Source organism: Kaistella faecalis, assembly GCF_019195395.1.
GTDB classification, from domain to species: domain Bacteria; phylum Bacteroidota; class Bacteroidia; order Flavobacteriales; family Weeksellaceae; genus Kaistella; species Kaistella faecalis.
In genome coordinates, this window is the sequence record NZ_CP078067.1 from 2,586,279 (window position 1) to 2,604,932 (window position 18,654).

General features: G+C 42.0%; 16 protein-coding genes. 14 read left to right on the forward strand and 2 right to left on the reverse strand.

Annotated elements, in window-relative coordinates:
* Positions 1–124 precede the first annotated feature (124 nt).
* Positions 125–439, reverse strand: coding sequence for a DUF4286 family protein (locus KTV93_RS12135; protein ID WP_218249226.1), 315 nt, complete (start codon positions 437–439; stop codon positions 125–127).
* A gap of 150 nt (positions 440–589) precedes the next feature.
* Here KTV93_RS12135 and gyrA point away from each other — a divergent pair, with 150 nt between their 5' ends.
* Together gyrA and KTV93_RS12145 are read left to right on the forward strand one after the other, a co-directional pair.
* Positions 590–3,256: a DNA gyrase subunit A gene (gene gyrA, locus KTV93_RS12140; RefSeq protein ID WP_218249227.1), complete on the forward strand. Its 2,667-nt coding sequence runs from the start codon at positions 590–592 to the stop codon at positions 3,254–3,256.
* Between the two features lie 29 nt (positions 3,257–3,285).
* Entirely contained in the window at positions 3,286–4,674 is a 1,389-nt protein-coding gene (locus tag KTV93_RS12145) for a tetratricopeptide repeat protein (RefSeq protein WP_218249228.1), read from the forward strand.
* A 179-nt stretch (positions 4,675–4,853) separates the two neighbouring features.
* On the opposite strand, the gene KTV93_RS12150 is transcribed toward KTV93_RS12145, so the two are convergent.
* On the reverse strand, positions 4,854–5,861 hold the full coding sequence (locus KTV93_RS12150) for a T9SS type A sorting domain-containing protein (protein ID WP_218249229.1): 1,008 nt from the start codon (positions 5,859–5,861) through the stop codon (positions 4,854–4,856).
* 225 nt (positions 5,862–6,086) lie between these two features.
* Between KTV93_RS12150 and KTV93_RS12155 the strand changes: the two genes are divergently transcribed.
* From KTV93_RS12155 to dcm, 12 genes are all read left to right on the forward strand, one after another.
* Positions 6,087–7,859, forward strand: coding sequence for an aminopeptidase P family protein (locus KTV93_RS12155; RefSeq protein ID WP_218249230.1), 1,773 nt, complete (start codon positions 6,087–6,089; stop codon positions 7,857–7,859).
* Positions 7,860–8,041: 182 nt separating this feature from the next.
* Positions 8,042–8,791, forward strand: coding sequence for a sterol desaturase family protein (locus KTV93_RS12160; RefSeq protein WP_218249231.1), 750 nt, complete (start codon positions 8,042–8,044; stop codon positions 8,789–8,791).
* A 206-nt stretch (positions 8,792–8,997) separates the two neighbouring features.
* Positions 8,998–10,380 (forward strand): tRNA uridine-5-carboxymethylaminomethyl(34) synthesis GTPase MnmE, encoded by a 1,383-nt coding sequence (gene mnmE / locus KTV93_RS12165; protein WP_218250546.1) that lies wholly within the window; start codon positions 8,998–9,000, stop codon positions 10,378–10,380.
* 184 nt (positions 10,381–10,564) lie between these two features.
* On the forward strand, positions 10,565–11,659 hold the full coding sequence (locus tag KTV93_RS12170; protein ID WP_218249232.1) for a site-specific integrase: 1,095 nt from the start codon (positions 10,565–10,567) through the stop codon (positions 11,657–11,659).
* Complete coding sequence (locus tag KTV93_RS12175) at positions 11,656–12,672, forward strand: DUF6617 family protein (protein ID WP_218249233.1); 1,017 nt, start codon at positions 11,656–11,658, stop codon at positions 12,670–12,672. The genes KTV93_RS12170 and KTV93_RS12175 overlap by 4 nt, the downstream gene beginning before the upstream one ends.
* 229 nt (positions 12,673–12,901) lie before the next feature.
* Positions 12,902–13,201 carry a helix-turn-helix domain-containing protein gene (locus KTV93_RS12180; protein ID WP_218249234.1) on the forward strand — a complete coding sequence of 100 codons (300 nt, stop codon included), beginning with the start codon at positions 12,902–12,904 and terminating at the stop codon, positions 13,199–13,201.
* Complete coding sequence (locus KTV93_RS12185) at positions 13,198–13,479, forward strand: helix-turn-helix domain-containing protein (RefSeq protein WP_218249235.1); 282 nt, start codon at positions 13,198–13,200, stop codon at positions 13,477–13,479. Before KTV93_RS12180 ends, KTV93_RS12185 begins: the two co-directional genes overlap by 4 nt.
* 1 nt (position 13,480) lies before the next feature.
* The gene (locus KTV93_RS12190) at positions 13,481–14,443 is read left to right on the forward strand and encodes a BT4734/BF3469 family protein (protein WP_218249236.1); all 963 of its coding nucleotides are present in this window, start codon (positions 13,481–13,483) and stop codon (positions 14,441–14,443) included.
* A 10-nt stretch (positions 14,444–14,453) separates the two neighbouring features.
* Positions 14,454–16,277 (forward strand): DUF3987 domain-containing protein, encoded by a 1,824-nt coding sequence (locus KTV93_RS12195; protein WP_218249237.1) that lies wholly within the window; start codon positions 14,454–14,456, stop codon positions 16,275–16,277.
* Between the two features lie 130 nt (positions 16,278–16,407).
* Positions 16,408–16,809: a hypothetical protein gene (locus KTV93_RS12200; RefSeq protein WP_218249238.1), complete on the forward strand. Its 402-nt coding sequence runs from the start codon at positions 16,408–16,410 to the stop codon at positions 16,807–16,809.
* A 35-nt stretch (positions 16,810–16,844) separates the two neighbouring features.
* Positions 16,845–17,087: a hypothetical protein gene (locus KTV93_RS12205; RefSeq protein ID WP_218249239.1), complete on the forward strand. Its 243-nt coding sequence runs from the start codon at positions 16,845–16,847 to the stop codon at positions 17,085–17,087.
* A gap of 3 nt (positions 17,088–17,090) precedes the next feature.
* Positions 17,091–18,653 carry a DNA (cytosine-5-)-methyltransferase gene (gene dcm / locus KTV93_RS12210; protein WP_218249240.1) on the forward strand — a complete coding sequence of 521 codons (1,563 nt, stop codon included), beginning with the start codon at positions 17,091–17,093 and terminating at the stop codon, positions 18,651–18,653.
* Position 18,654: the final 1 nt, after the last annotated feature.

Sequence of the window (18,654 nt, forward strand, 5' to 3'; positions counted from 1 at the left end):
ATTTATATCGCTTAAGATAAAATTTATAATCTTATATAAATTAAATAGTTAAATTTGTTAAACGATAATTTACTTTAGGTCATTCACTTTAAGACAATGTGTAATGAGTGAGGTTTTGTTTAAGTTACAATCTATCCTTTCTAGGATTTAGAAATGTTTCAAAGATCATGACTTCCTGCCCGAATTTTGCTTCAATACGCTCAGTGATATTTTTAAATTCAATTTCGATGAAATCACTGCGTTTTTCAGTGCTGTCGAAAATCAGCAGTAAGTTTGTGTTTTTTCCTTCTGTGATCATATCGCTTTCTACTTCCGATAGAATATATTTTTCAACATCCATTAAGTTTTCAACCATGGTTTCAAGGTCGGTTTCCATATAGGTATTCCATGATTGTACAAGATCTGCGGGGGTATGAAAGGTAAGGCTCAGGATGCTCATTGTCTTGATGTATTTTAATGTTTCTGTTGATAAAATTATAGCGCAAAAATCGCTAAAATTTTCGTAAATTAGCACGTTCTTAAAATCAGAAAGAAAAGAATGATCATGCAGTAACGTAAGTGCTTGATTTTCATTTTATTAAAAAATATTATGCATAAAGAAGGAGAAAGGTTAATTCCTATCAACATTGTTGATGAAATGAAATCCTCTTATATCGATTATTCGATGTCGGTAATTGTTTCGAGAGCTTTACCCGATGTAAGAGATGGCTTGAAGCCGGTTCACAGAAGAGTTTTATACGGAATGTACAATCTGAATGTTTTTTCTAACAGAAAACATTTGAAATCTGCAAGAATTGTCGGGGATGTTCTTGGTAAATATCACCCGCACGGCGATTCCTCTGTTTACGATGCAATGGTACGTATGGCCCAGCCGTGGAGTCTGCGTTACCCGCAGGTTGACGGGCAGGGTAACTTCGGTTCCATGGATGGGGATCCGCCTGCAGCAATGCGTTATACCGAAGCAAGACTCAAAAAGATTGCAGATGACGTTTTGGCTGATCTCGATAAAGAGACCGTAGATTTCCAGAATAACTTTGATGATTCCTTGACGGAGCCTTCCGTAATGCCGACTAAAATTCCGAATCTTCTGGTAAACGGTGCATCAGGTATTGCTGTAGGTATGGCGACGAATATGGCGCCTCATAACCTTTCAGAGAGTATTGACGCGATTGTTGCCTATATCGATAATAATGAAATTACTATTGATGAGCTCATGAAGCACATCATTGCTCCCGATTTCCCCACAGGCGGAATAATTTACGGTTACGACGGAGTACGCGATGCCTTCCACACCGGAAAAGGCCGTATCGTTCTGCGTGCAAAAGTAAATTTCGAAGAAATCGGGAACCGTAACGCGATTATCGTAACCGAAGTTCCTTACCAGGTCAACAAAGCAGAAATGATTGCCAGAACTGCTGAACTGGTAAAAGACGAAAAAATCCCAGGTATCTACGAAATCCGTGACGAGTCCGACAGACAGGGTCTAAGAATCGTTTATGAACTTAAAAACGACGCTATTCCGAACGTAGTTCTGAACATGCTTTATAAATACACATCACTCCAAACCTCTTTCAGTGTGAATAATATCGCATTGGTAAAAGGAAGGCCGGAGCAGTTGAACCTAAAAAACATCATCCATCACTTCGTAGACCACCGTCACGAAATCGTGATCAGAAGAACCGAATACGAGCTGAGAAAAGCGAAAGAGCGTGCTCATATTTTGGAAGGTTTCATGAAGGTAATCGGTACTCAGGATGATCTGGATAAAGCGATTGCAATCATCCGTCACAGTTCTAATCCTGCAGAAGCGAAGGAAGGTTTGATGAAAGAGTTTGATCTTTCTGAAATTCAGGCACAGGCGATTCTGGATCTGAGATTAGCGAGGCTAACGGGGATGGAACTCGACAAGATCCGTGCGGAGTACGACGAGATCATGAATTTGATTAAAAACTTAGAAGATATCCTTGCCAACGAATCAAGAAGATTCGAGATCATTAAAGAGGAACTTCTGGATATGAAAGAGAAATATGGCGACGAAAGACGTTCAGAAATTGATTATTCAGGCGGCGAAATGTCGATTGAAGATTTAATTCCGGACGAAAAAGTAGTTCTTACCATTTCTCACGCGGGTTACATCAAAAGAACATCGCTTTCAGAATATAAGGTACAGAGCCGTGGCGGCGTAGGAAACCGTGCTGCGACAACCAGAGATGAAGATTTCCTGGAGTATATCGTAGCGGCGACCAATCACCAGTACATGCTTTTCTTTACCGAAAAAGGAAAATGTTTCTGGCTGAGGGTGTTTGAAATTCCTGAAGGTTCCAAAACTTCCAAAGGTAGAGCAGTTCAGAATCTCATCAATATTGAACCTGACGATAAGATTAAAGCTTACATCAGAACAAATGATCTGAAAGACGCTGATTATGTGAACAAGATGAATGTGGTGATGATTACCAAGAACGGTACCATCAAGAAAACTTCACTTGAAGCGTATTCCAGACCAAGAACGAATGGGGTAAATGCGATTGAAATCCGTGATAACGACCAGCTGTTAGGCGCAAGATTAACCAGCGGCGATTCAGAAATCATGATCGCGACTAAAAACGGTAAATGTATCCGTTTCCCTGAAGAAAAAGCCAGAGCAGTAGGCCGGGGATCTATTGGTGTACGCGGAATATCACTGGAAGATAATGACGAAGTTATTGGCATGATTGTCGTAAATGATGTGCAGAACGAAACCGTTTTGGTAGTTTCAGAGAAAGGATACGGTAAACGTACCGCGGTAGAAGATTACCGGGTGACCAACCGTGGCGGAAAAGGGGTTATTACCTTAAATATCACTGAGAAAACTGGAAATCTTATTGCGATTCAGAACGTAACTGATGAAGATGGATTGATGATCATTAATAAATCAGGTGTTGCCATCAGAATGGGAATGGATGAAATGCGCGTAATGGGTAGAAATACCCAGGGTGTAAAAGTCATCAACCTTAAGAATAATGATTCCATTGCTGCAATTGCCAAAGTTGAAATGGACAAAGATGTGAAAGAAGTAGAGGCTGTTGAGGAGGAAGCGCTGCCCGGCGCAGTAGATACCCTGATTCCGGAATTCAAAGATGCACCTCAGACAGGTGACAACGCCATCAGCAATATGGGAGACGAAGCTGTGCTGAAGAAAATTGAAGAAGAAGAGGAAAAACAGAACAGACAGATTGAAAAAGATAAAGAGGGTGACAGCACTGCTGACGAAGAATAAAGTGAAACAAATTTTTTAAAATTAATATAATGAAAAAAATATTTCTAAGCATCGCATTGGTTTCAGCAACTGTTGCGTTTGCACAAAAAAAAGAAATCGCCGCGGCAGTGAAAGCCATTGATGCAGGTGATGTTGCTACTGCCAATTCGCAGGTTGCTGCTGCCGAAGCAGTAATGGGAGGCAAAACCTATCTGGTGGAACCTTCTGTTTTAGAGCAGTATTATTATGCTAAAGGGCTGGCACTTTTAAAATCCGGTAAAAATGCTGAAGGAGCTACTTATCTGGCTAAAATGAGCGAACTCGGAAAAGAAAAAATTTATACCGGTAAAGACAGCAGCAAAAACAAAGTATACTACGTTGGCAAAGCAGCAGCAGACCAGTCAGGAGTGCAGGGACTGAAAGAAGATACCTATACTCCGGTTTTAACCTCAAAGATCGGGAACACTATTAATCCCCTTATCGAGGCCGCTAATAAAACAGCAATGAATGCCTATACCGCTAAAAACTATGCAACAGCAGCTCCTAAATTCAAGGAAGTGTATGACTTGCTTAAAGCAGGCGGGCAGGATAACCAGCAGTATCTGTATTATTCAGGTTTGAATTATGCTTTGGCAGACAAGAAAAACGAAGCGATTGATGTTTACAACCAACTGATCGATTCAGGATACACCGGTATCCAGACCACCTATTTCGCCAAGAATAAAAAATCCGGTGAGGTAGAACCTTTGGATAAAGTGACCTGGGATCTCAATAAAAAGATGGGGGCAACCTCAGAATACAGCGATTTCAAAACCGAAACTTCTTCAAGCATCGAAAAAGAACTGTTTGAAACCAATGCTGCATTGCTTGTAGAAGCAGGCAGAAACGATGATGCGCTTGCGCTGATCGAAAGAGGTCTTAAGAAATTCCCTTCAAGCGTAAAACTTTCAGAACTTCAGGGAACGGCATATTACAAATCCGGTAAAATGGATCAGTTTATTGCAAACCTGAAAGTACAGACCGAAAAGAATCCTACCGATGCCAATAACTGGTACAACCTGGGAGTTCTTCAGAGCAAAGATCCGGCAACTGAAGCCGATGCAGTGAAGTCCTACAAAAAAGCAGTAGAGTTAAAACCTGATTTCGCACAGGCCTGGCAGAATCTTACCTATGTAACAATGGGCGACGATGCGAAAGCGATTGATGATTATAACGCAGCTAAAAAAGCAGGAAAAACAGAAGCTGCCAATAAAATTATTGAAGCAAGAAGAGCAAGACTTGCAGATGCACTACCGTATGCTGAAAAATGGTACGAAAACGACCAGCAGAATATCGACGCTGTTTCTTTGTTGAAAGGCTTATACATGTCAAACAAAAAAGAAGCGAAATTCCAAGAATTTAAAGCCAAAGAAGCAGCAATGAAAGCTTCAGGAAAATAGCATTATCAAATAAGATTCAGTAACGACCGTCTCAATTTAAATTGAGGCGGTCTTTTTTATGGGAAGCGTGATGTTTTTATTGCTGAGTTCCTCGGGGGGACGTGAGCTGCTCTTAACACTCCTGTTCACTAAGATAGGCATAAAAAAACCGTCCCACTTTTGGGACGGCTGGAAAGTGTTTATTTTTTAATGAGTTTCGTAGTTTTAATGACGCCTTCGGTATGTATTTTAAGCTGATACGTTCCCGGTGCCAGCATCCTGACGTCGTAGCGGTCCGCGGCCTGATATTCCTTTACAACCCTTCCGGACATATCGATTACGGAAATAGTGGTCTTTTTCGGGTTGCTTTCCGCTGGAAGATTAACGGTAAAATAATCTGCCGTAGGATTCGGATAGACTTTTACCCGGTTGTCGTACTGCAGAACATCATCGGTTCCCAATACAGAATAGGTAATGATGAAAGGCAGATCCTGCGGATAATCAGGAGCTGATGATGGGTTTCCGGCATCGAGTAGGGGTGCCCATGATCCTGTATTCTGTAACCCATTATCAGTGGGCAGTCCGCGTAATCCGACAGTAGTTACAGGAGGTGTCCATACCGTAGCAACAGACGCAGCATCTTCCATCTGAAACTGCATCCAGTAAGTGCCTGCCGATAAAGTGACCGGTGTTGTGGTATTTACCCGCCATATTTTTCTGGTAGTTCCCACGGCGCTTCCCGGGGCAGGATATGATGAATTAAAAATACGGTACATCATTGCGTCAGCCGCACTCGCAAAACGGTCGGTGGTATCATCGCCGAAAACAACTGTTGGAGTACCTACATTAGGAGCTCCGTTCATAATTTTCACTCTCGCTTTCATTCCCGGTGGAGTGGAACCCGCATATCCTGTAACATAGCCGAAGAGGGCAATCGAAGTGATGCTCCACGACTGACCCGCGGGTATTACAAAATCATCAGCACAGAAATTATTGGTTGTAGTTCCTACTTTCTGGCAGCCAAATCCCGCGTTGGTATTGGATTCTGTTGTATTTCCGGTGTTGTTCTGAGCTTCAGACCATGTATAGCCTGCAGGAGCAGCCACACCTGATTTGGAAGTAGCTCCCGTGCTCAGTGGGCCATTGTTGTACTGGCTCAATGCTAATACGGGAATAAGCGTTAATAAATAAAGTAATTGTTTTTTCATAATATTGGTTTTTTTTGTGTTATTATGTCAAAGTTATAACAAAAAGAATAACAATATTTAAGTTTTTCACACTAATTGCAAAATAATTTCCATTTACGGTGGCAGATATTTGCTTTGTAGGATCTAATGGATCATCATACGTGCTTCTCTCCGCTTATGTTGGGGAAATCTTTTTAAAAAGGGTATGCTAATTTTTATGTAATTTTATGCAATCAAAGCTAAGTTATGACTTCAAAAGAAAAAATCGCACTGCTTCGGCAGGCTATGACCAAACAAAACATTGATGCATTTATCGTTTATTCAGCAGATCCGCACATGAGCGAATACCTGCCCGAAGAATGGCAGGAACGCAGTTGGCTTTCGGGGTTCACGGGCTCTGCGGGCTTCGTGGTAGTTACCGGCCAAAAGGCAGGATTGTGGACAGACGGACGGTATTTTGTACAGGCACCCAAAGAACTTCACGGTTCGGGTATTGATCTGATGAAAGAAGGCGCGGAAGATACGCCCAACTATATCGACTGGATTATTGCAGAAATTCCCCAGAATGGTACTGTGGCAGTGAACAGTCTTGCCACCTCCAATACCAATTGGGAAGCGCTGGAACAGAAACTGGCAGCCAAAAACATCAAAGTGGTGGATCTACCGCTATTGAAAGACATCTGGGTAGAAAGAACTTTGCAGGGAAAGAAAAACCCTGTATTCGTACATCCTGTAGAAAGAGCCGGAAAATCGGTGGCACAGAAACTTTCAGATATTCGCCAGAAAATGGAGGAGCTGAAGGCCTCTGTTCATATTATTTCGAGCCTTGATGATGTTGCCTGGACTTTGAATTTAAGAGGCAGCGACGTACAGTCGAATCCCGTATTTCTTGGATATATCATCCTGACTAAAAATGAAGCGAAACTGTTTGTAGATCTGGAAAAACTGGATGTGGATGCCAGAAAACAGATGGATGAGTCTCTAGTGAAGATGATGCCTTACGAAGATTTCTTTGCTGAGCTTGGCCATCTTGAAAACGAAACCATATTAATCTCTCCCAACAGCAACCAGTCTATTTTTGAAACGCTGAAAGCAGCTAATACCTTTATCAAAGCACCGGTTCCGGGAAACCTGATGAAGGCGATCAAGAACGACACAGAACTCGAAGGTTTCAGAACGGTGATGCAGCGCGATGGGGTGGCCATGGTAAAATTCCTTTACTGGCTTACTCATCAGGCAGGAAAAGAAGAAATGACGGAATATTCAATAGGAGAGAAACTGAGAGGTTTCCGTGCAGAAGGCAAGAATTTTGTAGGTGAAAGTTTCGGCAGCATCGTAGGTTATATCGAAAATGGGGCAATTATGCATTACTCTGCTCCCAAAGAGGGCAGCAAAGCCGTTACCAACGATTCCTCAATCCTTGTGGATTCAGGCGGACAGTATCTGGAAGGAACTACAGATATCACCAGAACTTTGGCTTTAGGTGCTGTATCAGATGATTTCAAACATAACTGTACATTGGCATTAAAAGGAATGATCCAGCTTTCTATGGTGAAATTTCCAAAAGGGACCAGAGGGGTACAGCTCGATGCATTTGCAAGACTTGCGCTCTGGAACGAGGCTAAAGATTATAACCACGGAACGGGCCATGGTGTTGGAAGTTTCATGAATGTACATGAAGGTCCACAGAACATCCGCAAAGACATGAATTTCCAGGAGCTGATTCCGGGAATGGTCGTGTCGAACGAGCCCGGCTTCTACTGGGAAAACCATTACGGAATCCGTCACGAAAATCTTATTGCTGTAAAAGAAACGGCAACGACAGAATTCGGAACCTTCTATGAATTTGAAACCCTAACCATCTGTCCGTTCGACAGAAATGTAATCGCGACCGAATTGTTGACCCAACCTGAAAAAGAATGGCTCAACAGCTACCACGCGTGGTGTAAGGAAAAACTGGAAAACGACCTCGAAGGCGAAATCAAAGAATGGTTCCTTGAACAGGTGAAACCGCTTTAAATCCTCCTAAAATAGTTATTAGTGCAGCATGTTCTGCACTTTTTTTGTGGCTCTGGGCGAGAAGAGAAAAGATCTTGCGGGCCTACTACTGAAAAAGCCAAAGAAGCTTTGCTTTTGAAAACAGTAATTATGCGTAATTTTGTAAGATGTTTAATGACACTGATCGCTCGTAAATTTAATACATGAAAAAAATCGCAGGTTTTGACTTTACGGATCCGCTTACCTTTATCATCTCCCTGATATTGCTGGTGGTGATTGTGTTTCTGCGCTATGTACTGCTGTCGGGTGCGTACCACTGGATGGTCTCAAAATTTGGCGGGACATTCCTGAAGCATCGCCTGCTTTACACGCCCCTGAATCACAGCAAACAGATCAGAAGAGAGTTGGTGCTTTCCTCCTACAGCGCCCTGATTTTCGGAGTGGTGGGTATGGTGGTTCTGCTGATGTATCAACTCGGATTTACGAAAATCTATACCGATCTTCACGATTATCCGATTTGGTATATTCCGGTGAGTGTGATCATCTATCTGCTTATTCACGATTTTTATTATTACTGGCTGCATAAGTGGATGCACCTATCGCCTGTATTGCGCCGCTACCACATGGCTCATCACAAAAGCGTGCGAACAACGGCTTTCACTTCTTTTTCCTTTCATCCGGTGGAATCGGTTTTACAGGCGGTTATTTTGCCGCTTATTGTAATGATTTTACCCATGAGTCTGCTGGCGGTTTTTATCACTTTATTTTTAATGACGCTCTCGGCGATCATTAATCATGCGGGGTTGGAAGTTTATCCGCTGGGCAGAAAGGCAGGCTTTATCCGCAGGAATTTTATTGGCGCCACCCATCACGATCAGCATCACCGAAACATGAAAAAGAATTTTGGACTGTATTTTACATTCTGGGACCGGTGGATGAAGACTGAAAAATAACAGTCCGTGGTGATTCGGGAATCTGTTACCGTGTTTTAAACTTTTTAAGAGATCCTTTTTTTATTGTAGCCCCGATGGAAGCGGTATCCTTTTTATGTCGGCTCCTGGTGCTGCGTAAAAAGATAAAGCGGACAGCGGGACGGGTCGTGGAAGCACACCCAAATTCCATGCTCCCAAAAACAGGAATTATTCCGTATTTTTGCAGCATGTACAACGACACCATCTGTGCTTTAGCCACAGCCAACGGAATTGGAGCGCTCGGGATCATCCGCCTTTCGGGTGATGATGCGGTAGCCATTGTGAATAAAGTTTTCGAAGGCAAAAACCTCGAAAAAGCCAAATCGCACACCGTTCATTACGGATTCATTAAAGACGGAGCTGAAACCGTGGACGAAGTAATGATTTCGGTATTTCTGGCACCAAAGACTTTTACCACTGAAAATTCTGTAGAAATTTCTTTCCACGGTTCACCGTATATCGGGAAGAAAATCCTGGAAGTGATGCTGAAAAACGGCGCAAGAATGGCCAAAGCAGGGGAATTTACGATGCGGGCATTCATGAACGGACGTATTGACCTTTCTCAGGCCGAATCTATTGCCGACCTTATCGCGTCTGAAAATGAAGCTTCGCGAAAAGTGGCGCTGAATCAGCTGAAAGGCGGTATTACCAACGAAATTTCAGTGCTCCGAACTGATCTCCTTAATTTTGTATCCCTCATTGAACTGGAACTGGACTTTGCTGAGGAAGATGTGGAGTTTGCCGACAGAACGGCTTTAACAGCACTTCTCCGTAAAATTGAAGACAAATTAGACGCGCTGATCGAAAGTTTCCAGTACGGCAATGCGGTGAAGAATGGAGTAGCAGTAGCTATTCTCGGGAAACCGAACGCCGGGAAATCGACCCTGCTCAATGCGCTGCTGAAAGAAGACCGCGCCATTGTAAGCGATATCGCAGGAACCACGCGCGACACGATTGAAGAAGTGATCCATATCAAAGGCAATGCCTTCCGCCTCATCGATACTGCAGGTCTGCGCGAAACAACCGACGAAATTGAGAAAATAGGTGTGGAAAAAGCGAAGGAAAAATCAGACAAAGCCGATGTGCTGATCTATCTGATCGATGTGGCTTCCAAAGATATTACAGCGGATGTCGCAATTCTGAAAGAACTTTTACGCGAAGACCTGGAGACCATCATCTGCTTTACAAAGATTGATGAACATTCAGTTTTAGAACATTCGCTCTTTGAAGATATTAAAACCCTGACAGGAATCGACCACCTCAAAACGCTGAATATTTCAGCCAAAGAAAACCAGAATCTTGATGAGCTCAAGAATCTTCTCACCGCTTATGTAGACCAGCTGAAGACCGATGAAAATGTGGTGATCACCAACCAGCGGCATTACGAAGCCTTACAGAAATCCCTTTCGGCCGTAAAAGCCGTAGACGAAGCGGTGACCGCTAAAATTACCACTGAACTTCTGGCCTATGAACTGCGCAATGCGCTGGAATATCTGGGCGAAATTTCCGGAGAGTTTACCAACGACGAAGTATTGGGAAATATATTCTCGAAATTCTGTATCGGAAAATAACTACCCCTGCAATTCAGTGCAATCCTATTAAATATCAACACTTTATAAAAATTATCTTTCGTTTAGATAGTTGTTTTTTGTATCTTTTTTACTAAATTTGTTTCTATATTGTTGCTGTAGCAACAAAATATGTTGCTAGCAACAGCAGCAGAAACACCATCCGAGCAAGTAAAAACACACAGATATGAAAGTCACGCTAAGAGAAAGAAACCAGGGGGGAAAGACAAGCCTCTATTTGGACTTCTACCATAAAGGTAAAAGAACCACAGAATACCTCAAGCTTTATCTGAATCCGAACGCTAAAACGAAGGAGGAAAAGGAAGTCAATAAAAAGACTTTACAGTTAGCGGAAACCGTAAGGGCGCAAAGACAGATAGAGATCCAGAACGGAGTTTATGGCTTTAAGGATCAGGAGAAGATGAAGGGAAGTCTGCTTTCCTATATTGAAGGACTTACGGAAAAACGTGCTGACAGTTCAGGGAACCATGGAAACTGGAAAAGCATGCTGAAGCATCTAAGAGCTTTTGCTAAGGATGATTTGTTGTTTTCTGATCTTGATCGCAAACTGGTGGAAGATTTCCGCGACTACCTGGCAACAGTGGAAACAAAGTCTGAAGGCGTGAAGCTTTCCCAAAACTCAAAATACTCTTATTTCAATAAATTTAGGGCAGCACTCAAGCAGGCTGTCAAAGATGGAATACTCATGAGTAACCCTGCTGACACGGTGAGTGGTTTCAAACAGGACGAACCTCAACGCGAATACCTGTCTCTGGAAGAATTGCAGCAGGCAGCAAAAGCGGAGTGTGAGATTCCCATGATGAAAACAGCATTTATCTTTTCTGCATTGACCGGCTTACGGTGGTCAGACATCAATAAATTACTGTGGTCCGAAGTTCAGCATTCAAAAGATATGGGGTACCACATCCGGTTTCGCCAGCAGAAGACCAAAGGAGCCGAAACACTGCCAATCTCAGAGCAGGCTTACGGTTTGTTGGGTGAGCGGGATAAACCCGAAGAGCGAGTCTTTAAAGGACTTAAATACTCCGCCTGGCATAACCTTAAACTTCAGCAGTGGATGATGAAAGCAGGAATCTCCAAGACCATTACTTTTCACTGCGCACGGCACACCTATGCAACGCTGCAGCTTTCAGCCGGAACCGACATTTACACGGTTTCAAAACTCCTGGGACACCGGGAACTGAAAACCACCCAGATTTACGCAAAAGTAATAGACTCCAAGAAGAAGGAGGCAGCGAACAAAATAATTCTTGACCTATGATGAACGGTACACCAATCCTGGACGAAATTCTGTACCGTGATCTCAGACCGTGGTTAGAAGAGAATGAATCCGATGAAAAATATTTCGCGCTGAATGCCAAATTAAAGGAGGTGGTTCCATCTTTTCATTTGCGTTATTCTATTGATTTTCCTAGGCCTTATAACAACAAGACCAAATACTACTATAAACTTATTTCGAATGCCGCGTCAACCTATTCGGCTGAGATTATTGCACACATCCACGGTGATGAAGATGAAAGTGTTATTCTTTATCTGCTGAATAGCATACTGGAGAAAAAACTCAAAAACAGCATCCGTGATCTGGCCCGGATAATTAAGGATAAAGATTTTTCTATGACCTATCTCGGCAAAAATTACATCCCGGCACCGGAAGAGGTCAATCATAAATCAGATACCTATATTATGCAGCTGCTGAAACTCGCGTACATGAAGGTATTTCTGGAAGTGCAGGAAGAATTCAGACAATACCGCGATGATATTCTGATTCCCGCGGATTTCTATTCCCAGTTGCTGGATGAGCCAATTCCCGACCATATTCCAATTTCTACACTTCTGACCATTGAAGTTGATCCGCAGTCAAAAGTAATAGTAAAAAGCACTCAGCCTGAAATTAGAACTCCAGCAAAATCATTCCTGTATAAAAAATTAGCTACTGAAGGAGACAATTTGGATAATTTATGGGATAACCTCATCAAAAATGGATTTATAGCTGAAAATACTTCTAAAGTAAATTTTAAAAGAGCCTTCAGCGGAAAAACGGTAACTACCCCAATAGTGTGGATTGGCCTGCCGAGTGAGTTATCATACTTCATTAAATTGATTCATAATGAACACCAACTGGTGGAGGATCTGAAACAGAAACAGTGGAAAGTTGTTCCCTTATGTTTTGTTGATAAGGAAAACAATTCCGATGCTTACAGGAACATTAGAAAACTCCAGCGTCCTGAAACAAAAGGAGATTTACTCGACAGGGCGGTGGAACTCTTGTTTTAGCCGCTTTCCACTTTCCACCTTGGTTTTATTTTCTTTTTATTTTCCTCTGAAGACCCTTCAGGGGATTTTTATTTGCTTTTGTTCCGCACTCGCCACTTGCCACTTGCCACTCCACCAGGTGTTTTGTCCCGGTAAACCGCTCATTCACGCTCTAATTTTACTCCAGTAATCAACAAATGATTATGACTTTCGGCCGGAGGTCCTTTGTTAATTTTTAATACAGAAACAAATGGATTTAATATTAGAACGCCTGGATGAGATTCAGAAAATGATAGAATCACAGGGCCTATATACAAGAGAAGTATTGAACTTCAACGAGACGTGCAAATACCTGGAACTTTCCCAGTCGCACCTCTATAAACTTACAAGCAATGGAACCATTCCATTCTACAAGCCAAACGGAAAGAAAATCTATTTCCGCAGAGCCGAACTCGATACCTGGTTGCTGCGCAACCGTACCGATTCCCAGGCAGAGATTGATCAGAGAGCAGCAGATTACATCATTAAAAAAGGAAGAATAAAGCTATGAATACTCAATTGGACCAGATAGCAGCAATGACACAAGATGTCAGAGAGATTAAAGCAGCATTGAACTTCATGATGAAATCTTCATTGAATCAGCTGAAGGAGGAATGGATAGACGGGCAGGTGGTGATGCAGACCTTGCATATAAGTGTTCGCACCCTGCAGTCCCTTCGTGATAACGGAACCCTGCCTTTCAGCAGGATCAACGGGAAGTTTTACTATAAAGTTTCCGACATCGAAGAGATGCTGGAAACAAATTACTCCAGAAACAAAAGAAAATAACATGCAGCCTACACAGAAAGCAATATTAGATAAGACACACTATGGTCTCAATATCTACGCTTATGTTTTGCGCAGTTATTATCCGGGCGACACGGTCCTTTCCCTTTCGGGAAGGGACTGCAAACCCACAAAAAATCCATTTAATGACGATAGGGAAACCTTGGTCATTAAAGTGGTGGATGGATGCGCACAGCATACAGATTCCGAAAATGCGGTTCCTCCTGGTGATGTTTTCGATTTTGCCGGATGGTACTTCAAACTCAGCGGTCAGGAATTGTTGGATAAAATTAACAGGGAAATGAACCTGCGGCTGGATGAAGAGAAATCCTTCTACAAAAATAAAAAGAAGGTTGATGTTGCTCAGATAGTTGAGATTCCGGAAGTGGTTTCTCCCACGATCAGTTATTTCAGAAATCCCGTGAAAAATACAGTTCCGTTAAAGGATATCTCACTACTTGAAGTCTATAATAAAATCAGAAGTGTTGAATTCAAACCTCAGACTGAATTTTTACGGGCCCTTGGTGACAGGGAAGAAGCACGGAAATACAAAGCAGAAAACTTCCATTATGTAACCTTTTCAGGAGCATTTTCCAGAAGAAGCAATACAGATCTGAAGCAGCATTCGGGTTTGCTCTGTATAGATTTCGATCATCTGGAAAGTCTGGAAGAATTCAGAAAGAAATTGTTGGAGGATGAATACTTCGATACAGAACTGCTTTTCATTTCTCCTTCCGGTGATGGTCTGAAATGGATCATTGCGATAGACCTGCAGAAGGCAACGCATCAGGAATGGTTCCGGGCACTCTCCAATTACTTAAAGAAAACCTATGGAGTAGAAACAGACCAATCCGGTAAGGATGTTTCTCGCGCATGTTTCCTTCCACACGACAGTGGGGCATACATCAATCCCAAATACTTAAACCACCGGATAAAAAATAGTGAAAGCATTGAATCCGGTAATTAAATGACAAGACATGAAACAGACAAAGAATATATTTAATCCAAAGGAATGGCTGAACAGTGACATTCCTGAACAGCAGACGACAATACATCAGCAATCCAAAACAGGATCAAAATTTGATGAGGTGGAGGAGTTGGTAAAAATGATTGAAGACAAAAGAACAGATCTCACTTCCACTTATGAGGACTGGCGGAACATCGGTTTTGCCCTGGCTGAAGAATTTGGCGAGAATGGCAGGGATTTCTTCCTTCGCCTGGGCAGGTTCCATCCAAAATACAACGAAAGCGAAGCAAATAAACAGTTCAGCAGTTGCCTAAAATCGGGCGGAAGTGGCGTTTCACTGAAATCCCTTTTCTTTAGGGCAAAGAATGCCGGTATCAATATTTCCCTGAACAGAGTGGTTAAAGATTCCGCTAATGACCATAGCAGGAAAAATGGCGACATGAGCGGGGAGTTTACCGATGAGGTTGCAAAGTCCCTTCCGGTGCAGCTTCCAACTTTCCCCGAATCCTTGTTTCCGCAGCTTCCTGAATTCCTTAAAAAAGTGGTCGCGGTTTCCGCTTCAGATGAGGAACGGGATATACTACTGCTCGGCAGCATTACGGCAATAAGTGGATGCCTTCCGAAACTTTTCGGAATATACGACGGCAGGAAAGTACACCCCAATCTTTTCCTCTTTATCACCGCCCAGGCTTCAGCCGGAAAAGGTCGGCTCATTCACTGCAGGCAGTTGGTGAATCTAATCCATAAAGAATTACGGGATCAGGCAAAAATACTGAAGCAACGGTATGAAGTGGAAATGGCGCAGTACAATGCGGAGAAAGGAAAGAACGAGAATGCGGAGAAACCGGCAAAACCACCTGAAAGAATGCTCTTCATTCCGGCAAACAATTCCTCTACCGGTGCCTACCAGTTATTGGGAGATAGCGATGGAAGGGGGATCATATTTGAAACCGAAGGCGATACACTTGCTCAGGCCTTCAAAAGCGATTATGGCAATTACAGCGATGGATTCCGCAAGGCGTTTCACCACGAGACCATTTCCTATTACCGCCGCACAGACCGCGAGTATGTGGATATCGATAATCCATGTTTGTCCACAGTCTTGTCGGGAACGCCCCAGCAGATCGCGGCCCTGATTCCCAGTGCGGAAAATGGGTTGTTCTCCAGGTTTATGTTTTATTCGATGAATGTGCGCCCGGTCTGGAAGAATGTTTTTGAATCTGCTACCGACAATGGTTTGGAAGCTTACTTTGATGATTTGGGATTCGATTTCTACAACTTGTATGGAATGCTGCTGAAACAGCCGGAAATACAATTTACTTTAACCACAGAGCAACAGATCAGATTCAATCACGAGTTCACCGAAATACAGAAAATGTACACCAGTCTGAAGGGTTTGGATTACATGGCATCCGTGCGCAGGTTAGGTCTCATAGCCTTCAGGATCTGCATGATACTTTCCGTATTGCGGATTATGGAAACCGGTGAGGTGCAGGAAAAGATGATATGCGGGGAAAAGGATTTCAACACAGCTTTGGCGTTGATAAAAGTGCTGGTAAAACATTCCGCGAAGGTATTCAGTGACCTACCTCAGGAAACAAAAGCACCGAAGCGCATGAACCGGAAGGAAAGGTTCCTGGGTGACTTGCCCCGCAACTTCAGCAGACAGAAATATCTCGAAGTGGCAGCGCAGCATGGAATTCCCGGCAAAACCGCGGAAGGCTATATTGCTACATTTAAGAAAGACGGTTTACTTCATCACGAGGGGCAGGATGATTATATAAATCTGACAGTTGAGGAAGTCAAGGAAAGCGAGGAAACTGGGGACGGTTAATTCTCAGTTTCCTTTAAATCCTTAACTCCTTAAGCTAAAAAATATTCGTATAAAATCCTGAATTACTTTGTTCACTATAATGAACATACCGATATTTAATGTATATTTACGCTTATTAAAATTTAGCGTTATGTTACCTAAAAAAGAAGGTCAGATCGTGAGATTCCATACTCCGCTGGCAGATGAAGACCCGGATCAGATTTATGTGGTGTTGGAATTAAAGGAAGATCGAGAGAGGTCCAGGGCAGATATTCAGGCTCTGGGAACCGGATGGGAATTTCCTCCTATTAGTACCGTACTGCTTTCAGATCTGGAAGTCGTGGAAGTCGGAACTTCGGATTTGATTGGTCATCAGGTGACCATCAATAAACCGGATTACTCACAGATAGAAGGCAATGTAGTTAGTGTAAGCGAACAGAAGATTGATTTGGATCTTTCAAAAGGGGTTAAGGGTGTAGAAACCAATGTCTGGCTAACTGTACTGGATAAAAATGGGGTAGAACACCGGGGGACACTGTATGTTACTCCTTAGTTTCTGCATGAATACAAACTTTAAATGAGGCAGTCATGAATACATATCTAACTGAAAAAGAAAAACTGAACCATCCTTACTACAGGATCATGGACCTGAAGGGTGAGGAATTATACGAAAAGCTCAATTCATGGTCCAGACTTGAACTGATAGACTGGCTGTGCTGGAACGACCGCAATGGGGTATATACCGATGAGGATTCCTTACGGGAATTTGGTAATGTACTGACAAAGGAGCGGGCAATTGAGATTATTACAGAAATGATTACGGAAAATTAGAAAATGACAGATAAAAATAACGACTTACAGATAAATATAAAAGAAACTAATAACATAGAAAACCGTACAGAAATTGGTAAAACTATTCGCGAAATCAGAGAAAAAAGAGGATTAAGCCAGGAACAGTTAGCTGATAAAATGAATATCAGTCGGTCTACGATTTCCAAAATAGAAAGTGGCAAATTTAACTGTAGTATTGATTATCTTTCCAAATTTGCTACAACACTTGGTTTCGATCTAAAAATATCCGACCGTGCAACAGTTGATGTTACACCTATCAAACAGAATATTTCGATTGAGGAAGTTGATGATAAGAGGTATATGATTAGAATGTTCGAACCTGATGCAGAAACAGAAGCAATCATAACTCACTACTATCATAATAAAGATTCTGATTTAGGTGATGTTTATAGAAAAAATGCGGTTAAATACATTCAGAACATTTTACAAAATAAATGTCCTGAAGAGGACATTACCTATAAGATTGCAGAGGAGGCGTTGCAGTACGGCCTATTTGATTATTTTCAAATACCCTTTCCTCCAGTAAATAATCCAACATTTACATTTATTGACTTGTTTGCGGGAATTGGCGGTTTTAGGCTGGCAAGTCAAAAACTCGGGGGAAAATGTGTCTATTCTAGTGAGTGGGATGCATTTTCTCAAAAAACATACAAAGCAAATTTTGGGGAGGTTCCGTTCGGTGATATAACTAAGCCCGAGATTAAAAATTACATTCCGGAGAATTATGATATTCTTTTTGCAGGCTTTCCCTGCCAACCTTTTAGTTATGCTGGTCTTTTAAAAGGCTTCGAAGAAACTAGGGGAACTTTATTCTTTGATGTTTTGGAGATTTTAGAAAAAACTAAACCTAAAATGTTTTTACTAGAAAATGTAAAGGGCCTTGTTTCCCATGATAAGGGAAATACTTTAGAGGTCATTGAACATTCATTACGAAATTTAGGATACAACATAAAGTGGAAGATATTGAACAGTTATGATTTCGGGTTACCACAATATCGCGAAAGATGGTACTGCGTAGGGTTTCAGGATGAAGTTAATTTTGAGTTTCCAGTGGGAGATTCTCGGGGTGCAAAGCTTAAAAATATTGTAGATGAATCAGCACATGAGGATCCAAAATTAAAATTGACCGATTTTGAAATCGAAAGGATTAAGTTTCATTTTAATTCCGATGAAGAAAGGGTTAAACACGATAATTCTAAATATAACCCCAACACCAAGAAGGGTAAGCATGGCGTTTATTCATTTCAAAAGGCCGATGGTGCATTGCGTTTCCATATTGGTGATGTAGCAAAAACTCAAATTCAAGAAGCTTTTTATGCATGTTTAGATACTTATGCACCTACAATAATAGCTAATAGGGTACCCAAACTTTGGGATATTCAGCGTAAATTGTCTGTCAAAGAAGCACAAAGACTACAAGGTTATCCTGATGAATTTATTTTCCCCGTTTCTGATAACCAGGCATATAAGCAGTTAGGTAATTCGATTGCGGTACCGGTTGTACAAGCAGTAATAAACCAAATGTTAAAAACTATCAAACTATAAT